Annotated in this window: 20 protein-coding genes; 10 read left to right on the top strand and 10 right to left on the bottom strand. The window is 66.3% G+C overall.

Translation table 11 applies throughout. The features are described 5' to 3' along the window. Positions 1 to 98 precede the first annotated feature (98 nt). The 10 genes from DES47_RS01820 to DES47_RS01775 all read right to left on the bottom strand — a co-directional run bounded on the left by DES47_RS01820 (position 99) and on the right by DES47_RS01775 (position 8,332). Positions 99 to 1,244, bottom strand: coding sequence for an ABC transporter substrate-binding protein (locus DES47_RS01820; RefSeq protein WP_133698952.1), 1,146 nt, complete (start codon positions 1,242 to 1,244; stop codon positions 99 to 101). Positions 1,245 to 1,296: 52 nt separating this feature from the next. Then, positions 1,297 to 1,917 carry a TetR/AcrR family transcriptional regulator gene (locus DES47_RS01815; protein WP_133698951.1) on the bottom strand — a complete coding sequence of 207 codons (621 nt, stop codon included), beginning with the start codon at positions 1,915 to 1,917 and terminating at the stop codon, positions 1,297 to 1,299. Continuing rightward, positions 1,917 to 2,996 carry a 1,2-phenylacetyl-CoA epoxidase subunit PaaE gene (gene paaE, locus DES47_RS01810; protein WP_133698950.1) on the bottom strand — a complete coding sequence of 360 codons (1,080 nt, stop codon included), beginning with the start codon at positions 2,994 to 2,996 and terminating at the stop codon, positions 1,917 to 1,919. The genes DES47_RS01815 and paaE overlap by 1 nt, the downstream gene beginning before the upstream one ends. Positions 2,997 to 3,010: 14 nt before the next feature. After that, complete coding sequence (gene paaD / locus DES47_RS01805; RefSeq protein ID WP_133698949.1) at positions 3,011 to 3,529, bottom strand: 1,2-phenylacetyl-CoA epoxidase subunit PaaD; 519 nt, start codon at positions 3,527 to 3,529, stop codon at positions 3,011 to 3,013. 5 nt (positions 3,530 to 3,534) lie between these two features. Continuing rightward, positions 3,535 to 4,311, bottom strand: a complete 777-nt coding sequence (gene paaC, locus DES47_RS01800) for a 1,2-phenylacetyl-CoA epoxidase subunit PaaC (protein ID WP_133698948.1) — start codon at positions 4,309 to 4,311, stop codon at positions 3,535 to 3,537. 90 nt (positions 4,312 to 4,401) lie between these two features. Further along, a complete protein-coding gene (paaB, locus tag DES47_RS01795; protein WP_133698947.1) occupies positions 4,402 to 4,716 on the bottom strand; it encodes a 1,2-phenylacetyl-CoA epoxidase subunit PaaB in 315 nt (104 codons plus the stop codon). Between the two features lie 20 nt (positions 4,717 to 4,736). Beyond that, the gene (gene paaA, locus DES47_RS01790) at positions 4,737 to 5,738 is read right to left on the bottom strand and encodes a 1,2-phenylacetyl-CoA epoxidase subunit PaaA (protein WP_133698946.1); all 1,002 of its coding nucleotides are present in this window, start codon (positions 5,736 to 5,738) and stop codon (positions 4,737 to 4,739) included. A gap of 10 nt (positions 5,739 to 5,748) precedes the next feature. Beyond that, complete coding sequence (gene paaK, locus DES47_RS01785; RefSeq protein WP_133698945.1) at positions 5,749 to 7,056, bottom strand: phenylacetate--CoA ligase PaaK; 1,308 nt, start codon at positions 7,054 to 7,056, stop codon at positions 5,749 to 5,751. After that, positions 7,053 to 7,523, bottom strand: a complete 471-nt coding sequence (gene paaI, locus DES47_RS01780) for a hydroxyphenylacetyl-CoA thioesterase PaaI (protein ID WP_133698944.1) — start codon at positions 7,521 to 7,523, stop codon at positions 7,053 to 7,055. Before paaI ends, paaK begins: the two co-directional genes overlap by 4 nt. 5 nt (positions 7,524 to 7,528) lie before the next feature. Beyond that, positions 7,529 to 8,332 carry an enoyl-CoA hydratase-related protein gene (locus DES47_RS01775; protein ID WP_133698943.1) on the bottom strand — a complete coding sequence of 268 codons (804 nt, stop codon included), beginning with the start codon at positions 8,330 to 8,332 and terminating at the stop codon, positions 7,529 to 7,531. 145 nt (positions 8,333 to 8,477) lie between these two features. On the opposite strand from DES47_RS01775, the gene DES47_RS01770 reads away from it, so the two are divergent. From DES47_RS01770 to DES47_RS01725, 10 genes are all read left to right on the top strand, one after another. Continuing rightward, the gene (locus DES47_RS01770) at positions 8,478 to 9,083 is read left to right on the top strand and encodes a phenylacetic acid degradation protein PaaY (RefSeq protein WP_133698942.1); all 606 of its coding nucleotides are present in this window, start codon (positions 8,478 to 8,480) and stop codon (positions 9,081 to 9,083) included. A 70-nt stretch (positions 9,084 to 9,153) separates the two neighbouring features. After that, the gene (locus tag DES47_RS01765; RefSeq protein WP_133698941.1) at positions 9,154 to 9,489 is read left to right on the top strand and encodes a hypothetical protein; all 336 of its coding nucleotides are present in this window, start codon (positions 9,154 to 9,156) and stop codon (positions 9,487 to 9,489) included. 127 nt (positions 9,490 to 9,616) lie between these two features. After that, positions 9,617 to 11,227, top strand: a complete 1,611-nt coding sequence (gene gshA, locus DES47_RS01760) for a glutamate--cysteine ligase (RefSeq protein ID WP_133698940.1) — start codon at positions 9,617 to 9,619, stop codon at positions 11,225 to 11,227. Between the two features lie 28 nt (positions 11,228 to 11,255). Continuing rightward, positions 11,256 to 12,383, top strand: a complete 1,128-nt coding sequence (gene moaA / locus DES47_RS01755) for a GTP 3',8-cyclase MoaA (protein WP_133698939.1) — start codon at positions 11,256 to 11,258, stop codon at positions 12,381 to 12,383. Between the two features lie 4 nt (positions 12,384 to 12,387). Then, positions 12,388 to 12,987, top strand: a complete 600-nt coding sequence (gene mobA, locus DES47_RS01750) for a molybdenum cofactor guanylyltransferase MobA (RefSeq protein ID WP_133698938.1) — start codon at positions 12,388 to 12,390, stop codon at positions 12,985 to 12,987. Next, positions 12,984 to 13,532, top strand: a complete 549-nt coding sequence (locus tag DES47_RS01745) for a GNAT family N-acetyltransferase (RefSeq protein WP_133698937.1) — start codon at positions 12,984 to 12,986, stop codon at positions 13,530 to 13,532. The genes mobA and DES47_RS01745 overlap by 4 nt, the downstream gene beginning before the upstream one ends. Continuing rightward, on the top strand, positions 13,529 to 14,827 hold the full coding sequence (moeA, locus tag DES47_RS01740) for a molybdopterin molybdotransferase MoeA (protein ID WP_133698936.1): 1,299 nt from the start codon (positions 13,529 to 13,531) through the stop codon (positions 14,825 to 14,827). Before DES47_RS01745 ends, moeA begins: the two co-directional genes overlap by 4 nt. Positions 14,828 to 14,838: 11 nt before the next feature. Continuing rightward, the gene (locus DES47_RS01735) at positions 14,839 to 15,372 is read left to right on the top strand and encodes a GNAT family N-acetyltransferase (protein WP_133698935.1); all 534 of its coding nucleotides are present in this window, start codon (positions 14,839 to 14,841) and stop codon (positions 15,370 to 15,372) included. 33 nt (positions 15,373 to 15,405) lie between these two features. Then, the gene (locus tag DES47_RS01730; protein WP_133698934.1) at positions 15,406 to 16,167 is read left to right on the top strand and encodes a phytanoyl-CoA dioxygenase family protein; all 762 of its coding nucleotides are present in this window, start codon (positions 15,406 to 15,408) and stop codon (positions 16,165 to 16,167) included. Between the two features lie 459 nt (positions 16,168 to 16,626). After that, the gene (locus DES47_RS01725) at positions 16,627 to 17,124 is read left to right on the top strand and encodes a hypothetical protein (protein ID WP_243748113.1); all 498 of its coding nucleotides are present in this window, start codon (positions 16,627 to 16,629) and stop codon (positions 17,122 to 17,124) included. The last annotated feature ends 64 nt before the right edge of the window (positions 17,125 to 17,188 follow it).

Here is a 17,188-nt window from a genome sequence, read left to right as displayed (position 1 = left end):
TCCGGGCTACGGGTCTCGGGTAGCCCGGATGCAATCCGGGGCCATGCGTGAACTAGGTAGCCCGGATGCAATCCGGGACCACCGTCAAACCAACACCATCACGGAATGTATTTCCAGGTACCGTTCTCGATCTTGACCATCACGCGGGCGCGTTGGTCCAGACCCAGGTGATCGTTGGGCGACATATTGAACACGCCGTGGGCACCGGCGATTTCCTTGGTGGCTTCCAGCGCGTCGCGCAACGCGGCGCGGAAGGCGGGCGTGCCGGGCTGGGCCTTCTTCAAGGCCACGGGCACGGCGTGCTGCAGCAGCAGGCCGATGTCCCAGGCGTGGCCGCCAAAGGTGCTGACCGAACCCTTGCCGAAGGCGGCTTCGTACTTGGCCGTGTATTCCAGCGCGCTCTTGCGCACCGGATGGTTGGCGGGCAGCTGAGCCGCCACCAGCACCGGACCGGCCGGCAGGAAGGTACCTTCAACGTCCTTGCCACCAACGCGCAGGAAGTCATTATTGGCCACGCCATGGGTCTGGTAGTACTTGCCGGCGTAGCCGCGCTCCTTCAGCGTCTTCTGCGGCAGCACGGCCGGCGTACCCGAGCCACCGATCAGCACCGCATCGGGCTTGGCCGCCATCACCTTCAGCACCTGCCCGGTGACCGAGGTGTCATTGCGGTTGAAGCGCTCGTTGGCCACGACCTGCAGACCCTTGATGCCGGCGATCTTGACGAACTCCTGGTACCAGCCCTCGCCATAGGCGTCGGCAAAGCCGATATAGCCGGCCGTCTTCACGCCGTTGTCCACCATGTGCTGGACGATGGCCAGGGCCATCATGATGTCGTTCTGCGGCGTCTTGAAGACCCAGCGCTTCTTCGCATCGACCGGCTCGACGATGCGCGAGGAGGCGGCGATCGACAGCATCGGCGTCTGCGCCTCGGCGACCACGTCCACCATGGCCAGCGAGTTGGGCGTGACGGTGGAGCCGATCACCACATCGACCTTGTGCTCGGTGATCAGCTTGCGCGTGTTGGACACGGCGGCCGTGGTGTCGGACGCATCGTCCAGCACGATGTAGTTGACCTTCTGGCCACCGATGGTGGTGGGCAGCAGGGTGATGGTGTTCTTCTCGGGAATGCCCAGCGAGGCGGCGGCACCGGTGGTGGACAGGGTCACGCCCACATTGATGTCGGCTTGCACGCTCACGGTGGCGCTCAGTGCAGCCAGGGCCAGCAGGTGTTTGATGAATTTCATAGTCTTCGTCTCCTTCGTGGTTTATCGGAATCAGGGAAATCGCTCGCTTGGGTCAGGCCAGTTCGGCCGTGGCCGGCTCGGCCTTCACCGCGCCTATGCCACCAAAAAACAGATCGGCCACCATCGGCGCCATCGCGTCGTAGGTCAGCTCACCCTCGGGTTTAAGCCAGGTGAACATCCAGTTGATCATGCCAAACAAAAGCATGGTCAGCGGCTTGTGCAACTGCGCGGCCAGCAATTCGGGGCGTACGGCGGCCACGGCGTTGGCAAAAGCCGTCACCACGCGGCGCTCCAGATCGAGCACACGGGTCTGGTCTTCCTCATTCAGGAATTTCACATCCTCGGTCAGCACCCGGTGGTGATGCTGGGCCTCGGAGTACTCGCGCACAAAGCGGGTGATCAAGGCGCGCAGCCGATCCTCGGGTGAACGCGGCACCGCGTCGACCTCCTCGATCAGATGGGCCAGCCGGGTCACATGGCCCTCGGCGATCAGCACCAGCAGCTCGTACTTGTCGCGCACATAGTGATAGAGCGTGGGCTTGGACACCGCGCAGGCCTCGGCCACCTCGTTCATCGAGGTGCCGGTATAGCCCTTGCGGGCGAACAGCTGGGCGGCGTGACGGACGATCTCGTCACGCTGCGATTCAAAACCCGGGGCGCGTCCGCGTGCCATCAGCGCTCGTCGTAGCTAATGACAACTCTCGGCGTCAGCGGATGGGCCTGGCAGCTGAGGATGAAGCCGGCGGCGATCTCGTGCTTCTCAAGCGCGAAATTTTTGTCCATGCGCACCTCACCCTCCAGCAGCTTGCAGCGGCAGGTCGAGCAGACGCCACTCTTGCACGAGAACGGCACATCCATGCCGGCGCGGGCGGCGGCGTCGAGGATGCTGGGGTCGTTCTTGCTGAACTCGATCTCGCGCGACACGCCATCGCGTATCACCACGACACGGGCGCTCTCGGCATCCTCGGGGCGCACCTCATGCGGCGGCGCCTTGCCCTGCAGCATCTCCGGCGTGCCGAAGCGCTCGATATGGATGCGCTCCTGCGCCACACCGGCGCCCAGCAGTGCGGCCTCGGCCTCGTCATTCATCTGATAGGGGCCACAGATGAACGCGTGGGCGATGCCGCCAGGGGCTACCAACGTGTTCAGGAACTCGGCGATCTTGTCGCGGTTCATGATGCCGGCCATCAGCGGTGAATCGGTGGCCTCGTCGCTGAACACATGGTGCAGGCTGACGCGGGTCAGGTACTGGTTCTTCAGGTCCTCGATCTCTTCCTTGAACATCGTCGAGGCCTGGCGGCGGTTGCCGTAGATCAAGGTGAAGCGGCTGCCCGGCTCGCGCGCCAGGGTGGTCTTCATGATGGACAGTATCGGCGTGATGCCCGAGCCGCCGGCAATGCCCAGATAGTGGCGCTGGCTGGCCGGATCGATGGGCACGAAGAAGCGGCCCTGCGGCGGATAGACCTGCAGGACATCGCCGGCCTTCAGCTCGCTGTTGACCCAGTTCGAGAAGCGGCCACCGCCGACGCGGCGCACGCCGACGCGCAACTCGCCGTCATCGAGGCCGGCGCAGATCGAGTAGGAGCGGCGCAGGTCCTCGCCGCCCACGTCGTTGCGCAGCGTCAGGTATTGGCCCTGGGTGAACCTGAATGCCTCGCTCAGCTCGGCGGGAACGTCGAAGCTGACGATCACGGCCTCTTCGGTGTCGGGGCGCACCTCGCGCACGCGCAGGGGATGGAAATGCAGGCTCATGGTGAATCCTGTCTCTAGATCGTTTTGAAATGCTCGAACGGTTCCAGGCAGGCCAGGCAGCGGTACAGCGCCTTGCAGGGGGTGGAACCAAAGGCCGAGGTCTTCTCGGTGTTCTCGCTGCCGCAGTGCGGGCAGGCCAGGCGGGCCGATGCACCACGCCGCACGAAGCGGATCGGCTGACCTTCCGTCAGATGGGTCAGGCCGGGCGGCACGATGCCGTAGGCCTTCAGCTTGGCCCTGCCCTCCTCGCTGATCCAGTCCGTCGTCCAGGCCGGTGCGCGCTGCATCGTGATCTGGATCTCGCCGAAGGCCGTCAGGGCGGCGCGCACATTGTCCTGAATCAATTCGGTGGCCGGGCAGCCGGAATAGGTGGGCGTCAGCACCACCTCCAGGCCACCCGCAGTCTCGCGCAGGTCACGCACAATGCCCAACTCGGCCAGCGAGATCACCGGCACCTCGGGGTCGGGAATCTGGCGCAGCACCTCCCAGGCCGCCTCCAGGCGGCCACAGGTATTGGCCATCGGCGCAGTCATGGCGCTTACCAAACCCCGCCGGGGTAGGCGCGCTGCAGATACTGCATCTCGGCCAGCATATGGCCCATGTGCTCGCTGTGCACGCCCTGGCGCCCGGCCGAGACATAGGCGCTGGGCTTGGGCTGGGCCAGGCCGGCCTCGTCCAGCACCGCGGTCATGGCCTGTTGCCACTCGGCCTTGAGCTCGCTCCAGGCCGGACCGAGGCCGCTCTGCACCGCTGCGGCATCGATCGCATCGTCGACGAACAGCTCGTTGAAGAAGGGCCATAGGCTCGCCAATGCGGCCTCCATGCGAGCCTTCGATTCGGCCGTGCCATCGCCCAGCCGAACGACCCAATCGGCCGCATGCTGCTGCTGATAGCGCGCCTCCTTCACGGCCTTGGCGGCGATGGCCGCCACCTCGGCGTCGCTGGACGTCTGCAGGCGCTGCCACAGCAGCTCCAGCCAGGTGGCGACGGCGAAGTTGCGCACTTGAGTGAAGGCGAAATCGCCGCGGGGCAATTCCATCAGCACCGGGTTGTAGTAGTGCCGCTCCTCGCGCAGAAAGGCCAGCTGGTCCTCGTCATGGCCCTTGCCGTCGAGCTGGCCGACGCGGGTCAGCAGGCCGCGGGCCTGGCCCACCAGGTCCAGCGCCATATTGGTCAGCGCCAGGTCTTCTTCGAGGATGGGGCCGTGGCCGCACCACTCGCCCAGGCGCTGGGAGAGGATCAGGCAGCTGTCGGCCAGGCGCAGCAGATAGCGCACCGAGGCAGAGTCGCCGACGTGAATGGATGGAGTGCTCATGATCAGGGCTCCCGCCGGGCCGTCCCAAGGGAGGCCTGCGCCCCCTTGGGGGGCAGTGAACGAAGTGAACGTGGGGGCTGCATGTCAGCCTTACATGTGGTCAACGGATTCAGGCAGCTGATAGAAGGTCGGGTGGCGGTACACCTTGTCTTCCATCGGATCGAAGTACATGCCCTTTTCGCCCGGGTCCGAGGCGACGATCTGGCTGGACAGCACGACCCAGATGCTGGTGCCCTCCTGGCGGCGGGTGTAGACGTCACGGGCCAGCTGCACGGCCATCTTGGCGTCGGCCGCGTGCAGGCTGCCGCAGTGCTTGTGGTCGAGGCCGGCCTTGCTGCGCACGAACACCTCCCACAGCGGCCATTCGGTGGCGGTAGCAGACGAAGCTTGCTTGATGTCGCTCATGATCTTGATTCCTTGTCGGCTCAGGCCGCCCGGGCCTGGGTTGCTTGCTTGCGGGAATGGGCCAGTGCGGCTTCGCGCACCCAGGCACCCTCGTCCCAGGCCTTGACGCGGTTGGCCAGACGCTCGCGGTTGCAGGGGCCGTCGCCACCGACGACGCGCCAGAACTCGGCCCAGTCGATGGCGCCGAAGTCATAGTGCTCGCGGGCCTCGTTCCACTTCAGGTCGGCGTCGGGCACGGTCACGCCGAGCACATCGGCCTGCGGGATGGTCGCGTCGACGAACTTCTGGCGCAGATCGTCGTTGGAGATGCGCTTGATGCCCCAGCGCATCGACTGCTCGGAGTTCGGCGAGTCCTTGTCGGCCGGGCCGAACATCATCAGCGAGGGCCACCACCAGCGATTGACAGCGTCCTGCACCATGGCCTTCTGCTCGGCCGTGCCGCTCTGCATCATCACCAGCAGGCTTTCATAGCCCTGGCGCTGATGGAAGCTCTCCTCGCGGCAGACGCGAATCATCGCCCGGGCGTACGGCGCGAACGAGCAGCGGCACAGAGGCACCTGGTTCATGATGGCCGCGCCATCGACCAGCCAGCCGATCACGCCGATATCGGCCCAGGTCAGCGTCGGGTAGTTGAAGATCGAGCTGTACTTGGCCTTGCCGGTGTGCAGCGCGTCCAGCATCTGGTCGCGGGTCGTGCCCAGGGTCTCGGCGGCCGAGTAGAGATAGAGGCCGTGGCCGCCCTCGTCCTGCACCTTGGCCAGCAGAATGGCCTTGCGCTTGAGCGTCGGCGCGCGGGTGATCCAGTTGCCCTCGGGCAGCATGCCGACGATCTCCGAGTGGGCATGCTGGCTGATCTGGCGCACCAGCGTCTTGCGGTAGTGCTCGGGCATCCAGTCCTTGGCCTCGATGAAGTCGCCGGCGGCGATGCGGGCCTCGAAGGCCTCCTCGCGCTCCGCGTCCTCGACGCTCTTCACCTTGGCGGCCACATCCTGTGGGCCCACGCTCATGGCTTGGGTGTACATGTTGTACTCCTTACTTGGGTCTTTGGTCGATCACGCGGCGGGCCTTGCCCACCAGCGTGCGCTCTATCGAGTCTGGCGCGCCTATCACCACGCGGGTGCTGACGCCGATCAAGGTTTTGATGCGGTGCTGCAGCGACTTGGTGATCGCGCCCACGTCGACGCCCTGGGCGGCGGCCTGCAGCTCGCAACGCACCTCGACCGCGTCGAGATGGCCGTCCCGCGATACGACGATCTGGTACTGGCCCGACAGCGCCGGCTCCTGAAGGACCAGCTCCTCGATCTGCGTCGGGAACATGTTCACGCCGCGGATAATCAGCATGTCGTCGCTGCGGCCGACAATCTTGCCCATGCGGCGCATGCTGCGCGAGGTCGGCGGCAACAGGCGCGTCAGGTCGCGGGTGCGGTAGCGGATCACCGGCAGCGCTTCCTTTGACAGCGAGGTGAACACCAGTTCGCCCTCGGAGCCGTCGGGCAGCACCTCACCGGTCTCGGGATCGACGATCTCGGGGTAGAAATGGTCTTCCCAGATCACCGGGCCGTCCTTGGACTCGATGCACTCGTTGGCCACACCGGGGCCCATGACCTCGGACAGGCCGTAGATATCGACCGCATCCAGGCCGGCCTTGGTCTCGATCTCGCGGCGCATCGCCTCGGTCCAGGGCTCGGCGCCGAAGATGCCGACCTTGATCGACATCTCGCGCGGGTCCATCTTCTGGCGCTCGAACTCCTCGATGATCACCTGCATATAGCTGGGCGTGACCATGATGATGTCGGGCTTGAAGTCCTGTATCAGCTGCACCTGCTTCTCGGTCTGGCCGCCGGACATCGGTATCACCGTGCAGCCCAGTCGCTCGGCACCGTAGTGCGCGCCCAGGCCGCCGGTGAACAGGCCGTAGCCGTAAGCGATGTGGATGATGTCGCCCTTGCGGCCGCCCGAGGCGCGGATCGAACGGGCGACCAGATTGGCCCAGGTGTCAATGTCCTTGGCGGTGTAGCCCACCACGGTGGGCTTGCCCGTCGTGCCCGACGAGGCGTGGACGCGCACCACCTGCTCGCGCGGCACGGCGAACAGGCCGAAGGGGTAGTGGTCGCGCAGGTCCTTCTTGGTCATGAAGGGAAACTTGGCCAGATCGGCCAGGGTCTTCAGATCGCTGGGGTGCACGCCCTTGGCGTCGAAGGCATTGCGGTAATGCGAGACGTTGTCGTAGGCGTGCTGCAGCGACCATTGCAGGCGCTGCAGCTGCAGGGCCTGCAGCTCGTCGCGGCTGGCGGTCTCTATCGCTTCGAGTTCGCCGGGGGCGGGTGTCTTGGCCGTCATGTCTGTTGCTCCTGTGCCTGCGCGACAAGACCGGGAACCACGGGCTTGCCCTTGATCCGGTAGCTCTTGCCGCGGAACACCGCGACCAGTTCGTCGCGCTGATTCCTGATGGTGATGTCGTAAACGCCGGTGCGGCCGGCCAGCGAAACCTCGCCGGCCACCGCGGTCAGCGTGTCTCCCTCACGGCCGGGCGCGACGATGTCGATCGCGAAGCCGGAGGCCACCGTCAATTCGTTGTGCGAATTGCAGGCAAAGGCGAAGGCCGAGTCGGCCAGGGTGGTGATGAAGCCGCCATGGCAGATGTCGAAGCCGTTGAGCATGTCGTCGCGCACGACCATCTTCAAGGTGGCCGTGCCCGGCCCGACGGCCAGTATCTCCATGCCCATGGACTTGGACGCGCGGTCATTGGCGAACATTGCGTCGCGCACGGCTTCGGCGATCTGCTGCGGTGTGTGGGTAGCGCTCATGGCCATCAGCGGTCGGTGAAGGTCGGCGAGCGCTTTTGCAGAAAGGCCGAGGCGCCTTCCTGATAGTCGTGCGCCATGCCCAACTGCCGCTGCAGCGCGGCCTCCTGGGCCAGGGCGGTCGCCCAGTCCATCTGCATCGCGTTGTCCAGCGCCTGGCGGGTGGCGGCAAGGGCTGCCACCGGCATCGCGGCGACGCGCTGGGCCAGGGCCTGGGCCTGCTCGGCCAACTCGGCATCGGGCACACAGCGGTAGATCATGCCTAAGCCCTGGGCCTGCTCGGCCGGCAGCTTGTCGCCCAGCAGGGTCAGCGCCATCGCCTGCGCACGCCCGACCAGGCGCGGCAGCAGCCAGGTGCCGCCGCAATCGGGCACCAGGCCTATCTTCGAGAAGGCCTGAATGAAGCTGGCCGACTGACCGGCCAGCACCAGGTCGCAACCCAACGCGAAATTGGCGCCTGCGCCGGCCGCCACGCCATTGACGGCGGCGATCACGGGAATGGGCATGCTGCGCACACGCAGGGCCAGCGGAATGTAGAAGCCGTCGAGCAGCGCGCCAATGTCCTTGGGCGCGGCGCCGGGCGTCAGATCGGGCTTGATGGCCGGGTCGGACAGATCCTGGCCGGCGCAAAAACCGCGGCCGGCTCCGGTGACGACGATGCAGCGCACGCTGGCATCGGCCGCGGAGGCCTCGAAGGCCACCAGCAACTCGCCCAGCATCTGCGTCGTGAAACTGTTCAGCGCCGCCGGCCGGTTGAGCGTGAAGGTGCGCACGGCACCTTCCTGGGACAGCAGAACCTGAGACTCTTGCATGGGCTTCCTCGCGTCTGTGACGATGCAGGTCAAACAAAACACTCTTGACCGACCGGTCGGTAGATCGTAAGGTGCTTGACCCGTTGACGCAAGTCAAAAACACCTAGGGTTACTACCTGGTTACGAGATTCAACCGGAGTTCGCCATGCCTTGCTACGCCATCGACGGGGTGATTCCCGTCGTCCACCCGAGCGCCTTCGTCCACCCCACCGCGGTGCTGATCGGCGATGTGATCGTCGGCCCGGACTGCTATATCGGCCCGGCCGCGAGCCTGCGCGGCGACTTCGGCCGCATCGTGCTGCAGCAGGGCGTCAATGTGCAGGATACCTGCGTCGTGCACGGTTTTCCGGGTTCGGAGACGGTCGTCGAGACCAATGGCCATATCGGCCACGGCGCGGTGCTGCATGGCTGCGTGGTGCGCCATGACGCGCTGGTGGGCATGAACGCCGTGGTGATGGACGAGGCCGAGGTCGGAGCCTACAGCATCGTCGCCGCCTGCGCCTTTGTGCGCGCCGGGCTGAAGCTGCCCGAGAAGTCGCTGATCGCCGGCCTGCCGGCCAAGGTGATGCGCGAGCTCAGCGAGGACGAGATCCGCTGGAAGCTTGATGGCACCCGCACCTACCAGGTGCTGAGCCAGCGCTGCCATGCCTCGCTGGTCGAGGTGGCGCCGCTGACCGAGGTCGAGGCCGACCGGCCGCGGCTGGAGGTCGACGGCCCGCAGACCCTGATCGCGGCCAAGCGGGGCGGCTGACACAAGTGAGTCACTGAACCTGGGCGGCCGGGGCTAGACTGAGCGCCCGTTCGGCAAGCCGAGGTCGCCCATGCTCAAAACCTGGTTCCACCGTCTGGTGCTGACGCGCCGCTGGGCCACCTTCGTCGCCATGGGCCTGAGCTTCTTTGCCTTTGGCGCGGGTTCATTGAATCTGTTCTATCTGCTCAAGGCCAACACGGGCCTGCTGGCCGAGCATGGCTGGGAGGCCGTTGCAGATGGCGGCCTGCAGCAGCTGCTGGAGCTGTTGCTGACCGGTTATCTGAGCCTCGCCGCCTATCTGGTATTCAAGGTCTGCGAGTACAGCCTGGTCCATGCGCTGGCCGACGCCGCCGGCCACAAGCCGAAAACGGCCGGACCCGCAGCGGACGACGGCCATAACCGTTAGCCGCCAGCCACCTTAGCGGGGCGGTCACACGCGAAACATCGAATTCGACTAATCTTCACGCCTACCCAGAAACGGACGCCGCCCACCCCAGAGCGCCTGCCATCAAAGAGACAAGCTAGGACTGCGATTGAACGACCTCTTGAAGCAAGGCCTGAGCCTGCTGTCCTCCCCCGCCCACCGCGCCCTGCTGTCTCAGGGGCTGCGTGGCATTGAGCGTGAAACCCTGAGGGTGGACCGGCATGCCCAGTTGGCGCTGACGCCCCATCCGCTGGGCCTCGGCTCGGCGCTGACGAACCCGCAGATCACCACCGACTACTCCGAGTCGCTGCTCGAGTTCATCACCCCGGCCGAGCCCGACATCGCCACCGCGCTGCAGGAGCTTGACCAGATCCACCGCTTCGCCTACACCCAGCTCGACAAGGCGCAGGGCCCCGAGCTGCTGTGGAGCCAGTCCATGCCCTGCCATCTGCCGGGCGAGGCCGATATCCCCATCGCCTGGTACGGCCGCTCGCACATCGGCATGCTCAAGCACGTCTACCGTCGCGGCCTCGCGCTGCGCTATGGCAAGACGATGCAGTGCATCGCCGGCATCCACTACAACTATTCGCTCAACGAGGGCATCTGGTCGCTGCTGCAGCGGGCCGAGGCCGAGCCGGCCCGCTCGCTGTCGGCCCGTGACTACCAGTCCGAGCGCTATATCGCGCTGATACGCAACTTCCACCGCTACAGCTGGCTCTTGATGTACCTGTTCGGCGCCTCGCCGGCGCTGAGCGCGCATTTCCTGCGCGGCCGCCTCCACAAGCTCGAGACGCTGTCCGACGACACCCTCTACCTGCCCTACGCGACCAGCCTGCGCATGAGCGATCTGGGCTACCAGAACGATGCCCAGGCCGATCTGATGCCACCCTACAACTCGGTGCAGGCCTATATGCGGGGCCTGGCCCGCGCCGTGCGCCTGCCCCATGCGCCCTACGAGGCCATAGGCCTGAAGCGCGAGGGCGAATGGGTGCAGATCAACACCAATGTGCTGCAGATCGAGAACGAGTACTACGCCACCATCCGTCCCAAGCGGGTGATACGCCCGGGCGAGCGCCCGCTGGAGGCCCTGTGCGCCCGCGGCGTGCAGTACGTCGAGGTGCGCTGCATGGACGTCGATCCGTTCGAGCCGGTGGGCATCAGCCTGGAGACCTCGCGCTTTCTCGATGCCTTCCTGCTGTTCTGCACCCTGGCCGACAGCCCCCTGGAACTGGAAGCCAGCGACAACGCGCAGAACTTCGCCCGCACCGTCAAGCAGGGCCGCCGGCCCGGATTGACCTTGCAACGGAACGGCCAGCCGGTGGAACTGCAGGCCTGGGGCCTGGAGCTGCTGGACCAGATCGGCGAGGTTGCCGCCCTGCTCGACGCCGAACGCGGCGACCAGCAGCATGCCCAGAGCCTGGCCACCCAGCGCGCCAAGCTGCTGAACCCGGCGCTGACGCCTTCGGCCAAGGTGCTGGCGGCGCTGCGAGAGCATGGCAATTCCTTCGAGGCCTTTTCGCTGGCCCAGTCGCTGGCCCATGCGCAGAACTTCCGCTCCCGCCCCCTGAGCGCCGAGGAAACTGCCCATTTCGAGGCCATGGCGCGCCAGTCGCTGGCCGAGCAGGAGCAGATGGAAACGAGCCAGACCGGCAGCTTCGACGACTTCATCGAAGACTACCGCTCCAGAACCCCCTGGCAACTTTGCGATTTCGCGCAGTAAGGGCCTGGGGGCGCGGCACAATGCGCGTATGACAGACCAAGTCATCTCCATTGCCGATCTGCGCTATGCCGCACGGGTGCCGAGCATCCCTGCGCACCCGCAGGCGCCCACCGGCCTGTTGGCCGACGCTTTAGGCCGGCCGCTGCGCGACCTGCGCATCTCGGTCACCGACCGCTGCAACTTCCGCTGCAGCTACTGCATGCCCAAGGAGGTGTTCGGCAAGGACTATAAGTTCCTGCCCAGCACCTCCTTGCTGAGCTTTGAAGAAATCACCCGGTTGACGGCGCTGTTCGTCGCCCACGGCGTGCAGAAACTCAGGCTCACCGGCGGCGAGCCGCTGCTGCGCCGGCACATCGAGAACCTGATCGAAATGCTGAGCCAGCTGCGCACGCCCGACGGCGACGCGCTGGACCTGACGCTCACGACCAATGGCTCGCTCTTGGCTCGCAAGGCGCAAAGCCTGAAAGACGCCGGCCTGCAACGTGTGACGGTGAGCCTCGATGCGCTGGACGACGCCATCTTCAAGCGCATGAACGACGCCGATTTCCCGGTGAGCGATGTGCTTGACGGCATTGAAGCCGCCCAGGCCGCCGGCCTGGCACCGATCAAGGTCAATATGGTGGTCAAGCGCGGCACCAACGACGACCAGATCCTGCCGATGGCCCGGCACTTTCTGGGCAGCGGCGTGGTGCTGCGCTTCATTGAATACATGGACGTCGGCGCCAGCAATGGCTGGCGCATGGGCGAGGTGCTGCCGTCCGCCCAGGTGCTGGACCTGCTGCGCACGGAATTCACGGTCGAGGCACTGGAACCCAGCGCGCCCGGCGAAACCGCGCAGCGCTGGCGCTATGCCAGCGGTGGCAGCAGCGGCGAGATCGGCTTGATCTCCAGCGTCACCCAGGCTTTTTGCGGCGACTGCAACCGCGCCCGCCTGTCCACCGAGGGCAAGCTGTTCATGTGCCTGTTCGCGACCCAGGGCCACGACCTGCGCAGCCTGCTGCGCGGCCCCTACAGCGACGCACAGATTGCAGGTGCGCTGGCGGAGGTCTGGGCCGGGCGCAGCGACCGCTACTCTCAGCTGCGCAGCGCGCTGCCCGCCGAGGCGGGCCAAGCGAGCGGCGAGCGCCGCGTCGAAATGCATTACATAGGTGGTTGACTCGATGCGAGCAGAAGACATCACGGGTTTGATCTTGGCGGGAGGCCGCGGCAGCCGCATGGGCGGCGTGGACAAGGGCATGCAGATGCTCAAGGGCCACACCCTGGTGCAGCACACAATGAGCCGGCTGGGCCCGCAGGTGGGCAGCATGCTGATCAATGCCAACCGCCACCTGGCCGAATACGCCGCCCTGGGCCTGCCGGTGGTGACCGACACCCAGGCCGACTTCTCCGGCCCGCTGGCCGGCTTCATGGCCGGCATGCGCGCCTGCCAGACGCCCTGGATGCTGACCGTGCCCTGCGACAGCCCCCTGTTCCCCCTGGACCTGGCTGAGCGCCTGGGCCAGGCGATAGAGGCCGAGCAGGCCGACCTGGCTGCGCCGGTGACCCTGGAGGACGGCCATGCCCGCGTGCAGCCGGTGTTCTGCCTGCTGCGCACCTCGCTGCAGCCCAGCCTGGCCAAGTACATGGCCGAGGGCGGCCGCAAGATCGAGCACTGGTTGCAGCAGCACAGGCATGCGCTGGTGCAGTTCCACGCGCCTGCCGACTCCAAGGCCTTCTTCAATGCCAATACGCTGGCCGAGCTGAAAACGCTGGAACCATGATCGACGCCTTCGAGATCCACGCCCTCAAGCCCGAGGATCTGCCGGCCTACAAGGCCCTGCGCGACCTGATGCTGACGGCGCATGAGGACGCCTTCACTTCTGACGCCCTCGGCGAGTCCGGCCGCAGCGCGGCCAGCTACCGCTTCCGCCTGCCGCAGGCCAATGGCAACGGCACCCTGTTCACGCTCTGCGCCTGGGTCGGAGCGGAGATGGTGGGCGCCATCACCTGCGAGCGCGACGACCGCGCCAAGGTGGCCCATATCGGCCACATCGTCGGCATGATGGTGCGCGACGATATGCAGGGCCAGGGCCTGGGCAATGCCCTGCTGAAAACCGCCCTCAACCTGGCCCGCGCCGATGGCCGCCTCGAACAGCTGATACTGACCGTGACCTCCAGCAACCATGGCGCGGTGCGCCTCTATGCCCGCGTCGGCTTCGTGCGTTACGGCACCCTGCCGCGCGCCATCAAGCTGCCGGTGCCGCCGGGTGAGACGGGCCACCCGGTCTATCTCGACAAGGACCTGATGGTCTGCCCGCTGCGATGAGCGCACCGCTACAGTCGCTGCAGGAGATCGCCTCCTGCGTCGCGGGCTACGACCCGCAGGCCCTGCCCGTCGCCCAGGCCCAGGAATTCATCGCCCGCCTGGTGCCCCGGGTCACGACGCGGGAGCAGCTGCCGATACGCGCGGCCCTGGGCCGCGTGCTGGCCCAGGACATCGTCTCGACGATCAATGTGCCCGCCCACGACAACTCGGCGATGGACGGCTATGCGCTGCGCGGCTTCGAACTCGCCGCCGAGGGCACGACCCGGCTGAAGGTCGCCGGCACCGGTCTTGCCGGCCAGAACTACGAGGGCGAGGTGCCGATCGGCCACTGCGTGCGCATCATGACCGGCGCCGTCATGCCCGCCGGCCTGGACACCGTCGTGCCGCAGGAGTTCACGCAGGTCGACGGCGACGCGGTGCTGGTGCCGGCCGATATCGTCAGGCCCGGCGACAACCGCCGCCTCGCCGGCGAAGACCTGGGCCTGGGCGAGGTGGCGCTGGCCGCCGGCCGCGTGCTGCGCCCGGCCGATATCGGCATGCTGGCCTCGCTGGGCCTGCCCGAGGTGGCTGTGCTACGCCGCCTGCGAGTGGCCTTCTTCTCCACCGGCGACGAGCTGCGCTCGGTCGGCGAGGAACTGCCCACCGGCTGCGTCTACGACAGCAACCGCTACACGCTGTGGGCGATGCTGCAGCGCCTCGGCGTCGAGGTGCTGGACATGGGCGTGGTGCGCGATGACCCGGTGGCGCTGGCCGAGGCCTTCAGAGAGGCTGCAGCGAGCGCCGACGCGGTCATCACCTCCGGCGGCGTCAGCGTCGGCGAGGCCGACCACACCAAGCAGGTGATGGCCGAGATGGGCGAGGTGCTGTTCTGGCGCATCGCCATGCGGCCCGGCCGACCGATGGCCATTGGCCGCATCGCCGCCAACGGTGACGCCAGTCACCAGGCCATCCTGTTCGGCCTGCCCGGCAACCCGGTGGCCGTGATGGTGACCTTCTACGCGTTTGTGCGCGAGGCCCTGCTGGCAATGAGCGGGGCCACCAGCAGCCCCTTGCCGCTGCTGCGCGTGCCCTGCCTCAGCGCCATGCGCAAGAAGCCCGGCCGCACCGAGTACCAGCGCGGCATCCTCAGCCGCCGCCACGACGGCCACTGGCAGGTGGCCGTCACCGGCGCCCAGGGCTCCGGCATTCTGCGCAGCATGAGCGAGGCCAACTGCCTGGTCGTGCTTCAGCACGATCAGGGCCATGTGATGGCCGGCGACCTGGTCGAGGTCCTGAGCTTCGACGGGCTGGTTTGAGCAGCGCCGTGATGCAGATCAGCACCAGGGAGATCGGGATCAGCGGCCTGGGTGACAGCATCCTGCTGCGCCCAGCCGTGGCCGCCGATGCACCTGCCGTTGCCGAGCTGCTGCTGCTCAGCCGCAAGACGTTTCTGCCCTATCTGCCCCGGGTGCACAGCGACGCCGACATGCACCAATGGGTGTCCGGAACGCTGATCCCGAGCGGGGGCGTCAGCGTTGCGATAAGCGACCAGGGCACGATGCTGGCCGTGCTGGCCCTGTCCCGTGACGAGGCCGGCCTGGGCTGGGTCAATCAGCTCTATCTGCACCCCGACGCCATCCTGCGCGGCCTCGGTTCGGTGCTGCTGACCGAGGCGATGCAACTGCTGGGTCCGACCATCCGCCTCTACACCTTCCAGCTCAACACCGGTGCCAGGCGCTTCTATCAGCGCCACGGCTTCGAGGCCATCGCGCTCACGGATGGCCAGGGCAACGAGGAACGCTGTCCCGACGTGCTGTTCGAGTGGCGCGGTATGGCCCCGGATTGCATCCGGCCTACGTAGCCCGGATGCAATCCGGGGCCACCCACCGTTGCCATGCTCCCCTTCCCCCAGCCCTGCGGCGCCCTGCTGCTGCCAGGTCTGGTGCCTACTGAGGTTTGCGCCCATTGGCTGAAGCTGATCGAACACCGCTACGCCACGCTGGACGTTGGGGCCCTGACCGCCAGCGGCGACTACTCCCCCCACAGCTCGTCCCTGCGTCTGCGCTCCCTGCCCGAGATCCCCGTCAGCGACGTCTGGGCCCCGCTGCGGAGCGATCCCCAGTTCCTCACCGCCGTCCGCCACGCCCTGGGCCCGCGCATCCGCTGCGCCGTCGATGAATGCTGGATACGCCGGCAGTACGCACCAAGTCGCTACCCGCCATTGCACGCGGCGCACAGCTGGCATCAGGATGGAGCTTTGGGATTCGACTTTCTGGCGCTGGGCCAACGGCCAGCACCGGCCGACGCACTGCTGGAGATGCTGACTTGTTGGGTGCCGCTGATGGATTGCGGCGTTAACGCGCCGGGCCTGGAGTTGATTGAGTGCAGGCAGGAGTCGCTGCTGGCGCCGACGGAGTTGACGAAAGAATGCCTGGAGGCGCGTTTTGCCGAGCACGAGTTCTGGCGTCCGGCGATGGGGCCTGGCGATGCGCTGCTCTTCTGCGGTGATCTGCTGCATCGGACCCATGCCGCAACGCACATGAATCTTGACCGACTCAGCCTCGAGCTGCGTTTCGTCTGCGCCGACCATCTGTTTCGCGGGCGGGTTTCCACCCGACTCCTGCCCGTCGAATCACCGCACGCTGAATCGACGTAGGCAGCGCGGCCCGACCCACGACTTGTACCCTCGGGCGCAAGATCAGAGCCGCATCAAGCAATGCTTTTTGGCGCGGGCCCAACACCGCAGTCGCTGGCATAGCGGCGCACCGCAAGACGCACGCGAACCCTCACTCGCGTAAACCATTGTTGCCATCTAACGCCTTGTAACAATAAACTTGGGGCAACAAGAACCGCCGACAGGCCGCTACGGCCTGCTTGAGCCAGGGGAGGAAATCATGTTGTCAATTGCCACCGGCCCGATCAGGGCCGAGAGCCCTGCCGTGCCGCATTTGCGACCCACCGCCACGCCCGCAAACCGACGCCGTTTCAGCTGATCGCTGCCGGATCACCGCCGTTGTTCATTTGTCGCTGAAGGCAAGGTGCATTCGCGCCGCTTGCACAGCTTTGCCTCACCAAAGCTCACCACAGGGAACGAACTAACGAACAAAAAGCACGGATGCAGGCCCTCTTTAACCCCAACACCGGAACACCCATGAAAATAATAGTACTCGCCATTTGCACCCCGATCATCTTCACGGGCTGCGCCTCCGTCATGAACGATTCTTCGCACCCGATGAAAGTCGAGACGAAGACCGCCGACGGCCAGCTCGTCGCTGGCGCCGAATGCAAGCTCACCAATGACTACGGCAGCATCACCGTCAAGTCCGGTGACACAACTCAGGTGCGCCGCTCCAGCAAAGACCTGGACATCACCTGCGTGCAGCCGCAGAACCCCGAGGCCAAGGCGCGCGCCATCTCGCGCGCCAACAGCGGCATGTGGGGCAACATCATCATCGGCGGCGGCATCGGCGCCATCATCGACCACAACAAGGGCACCGCCTACACGTACCCGACCTGGGTACAGCTGGTGTACGGCAAGACCCTGGTGTTTGACCGCACCTCCGAAAAGGAAGGCCAACCCGCGCTGGGCCTGGAGCCGACCAAGACAAACTGAACCCGGCACTCGCCTGAGCCGGCGCAATAGGCTAGTCTCGGCCCACCGGGGGCCTGAAGCCCGG

The sequence above is a fragment of the Roseateles toxinivorans genome, from assembly GCF_004362525.1.
Classification (GTDB): Bacteria; Pseudomonadota; Gammaproteobacteria; order Burkholderiales; family Burkholderiaceae_C; genus Paucibacter; species Paucibacter toxinivorans.
Note: the sequence above shows the minus strand (reverse complement) of the source record. Positions and strands in the feature narration are given on the sequence as shown.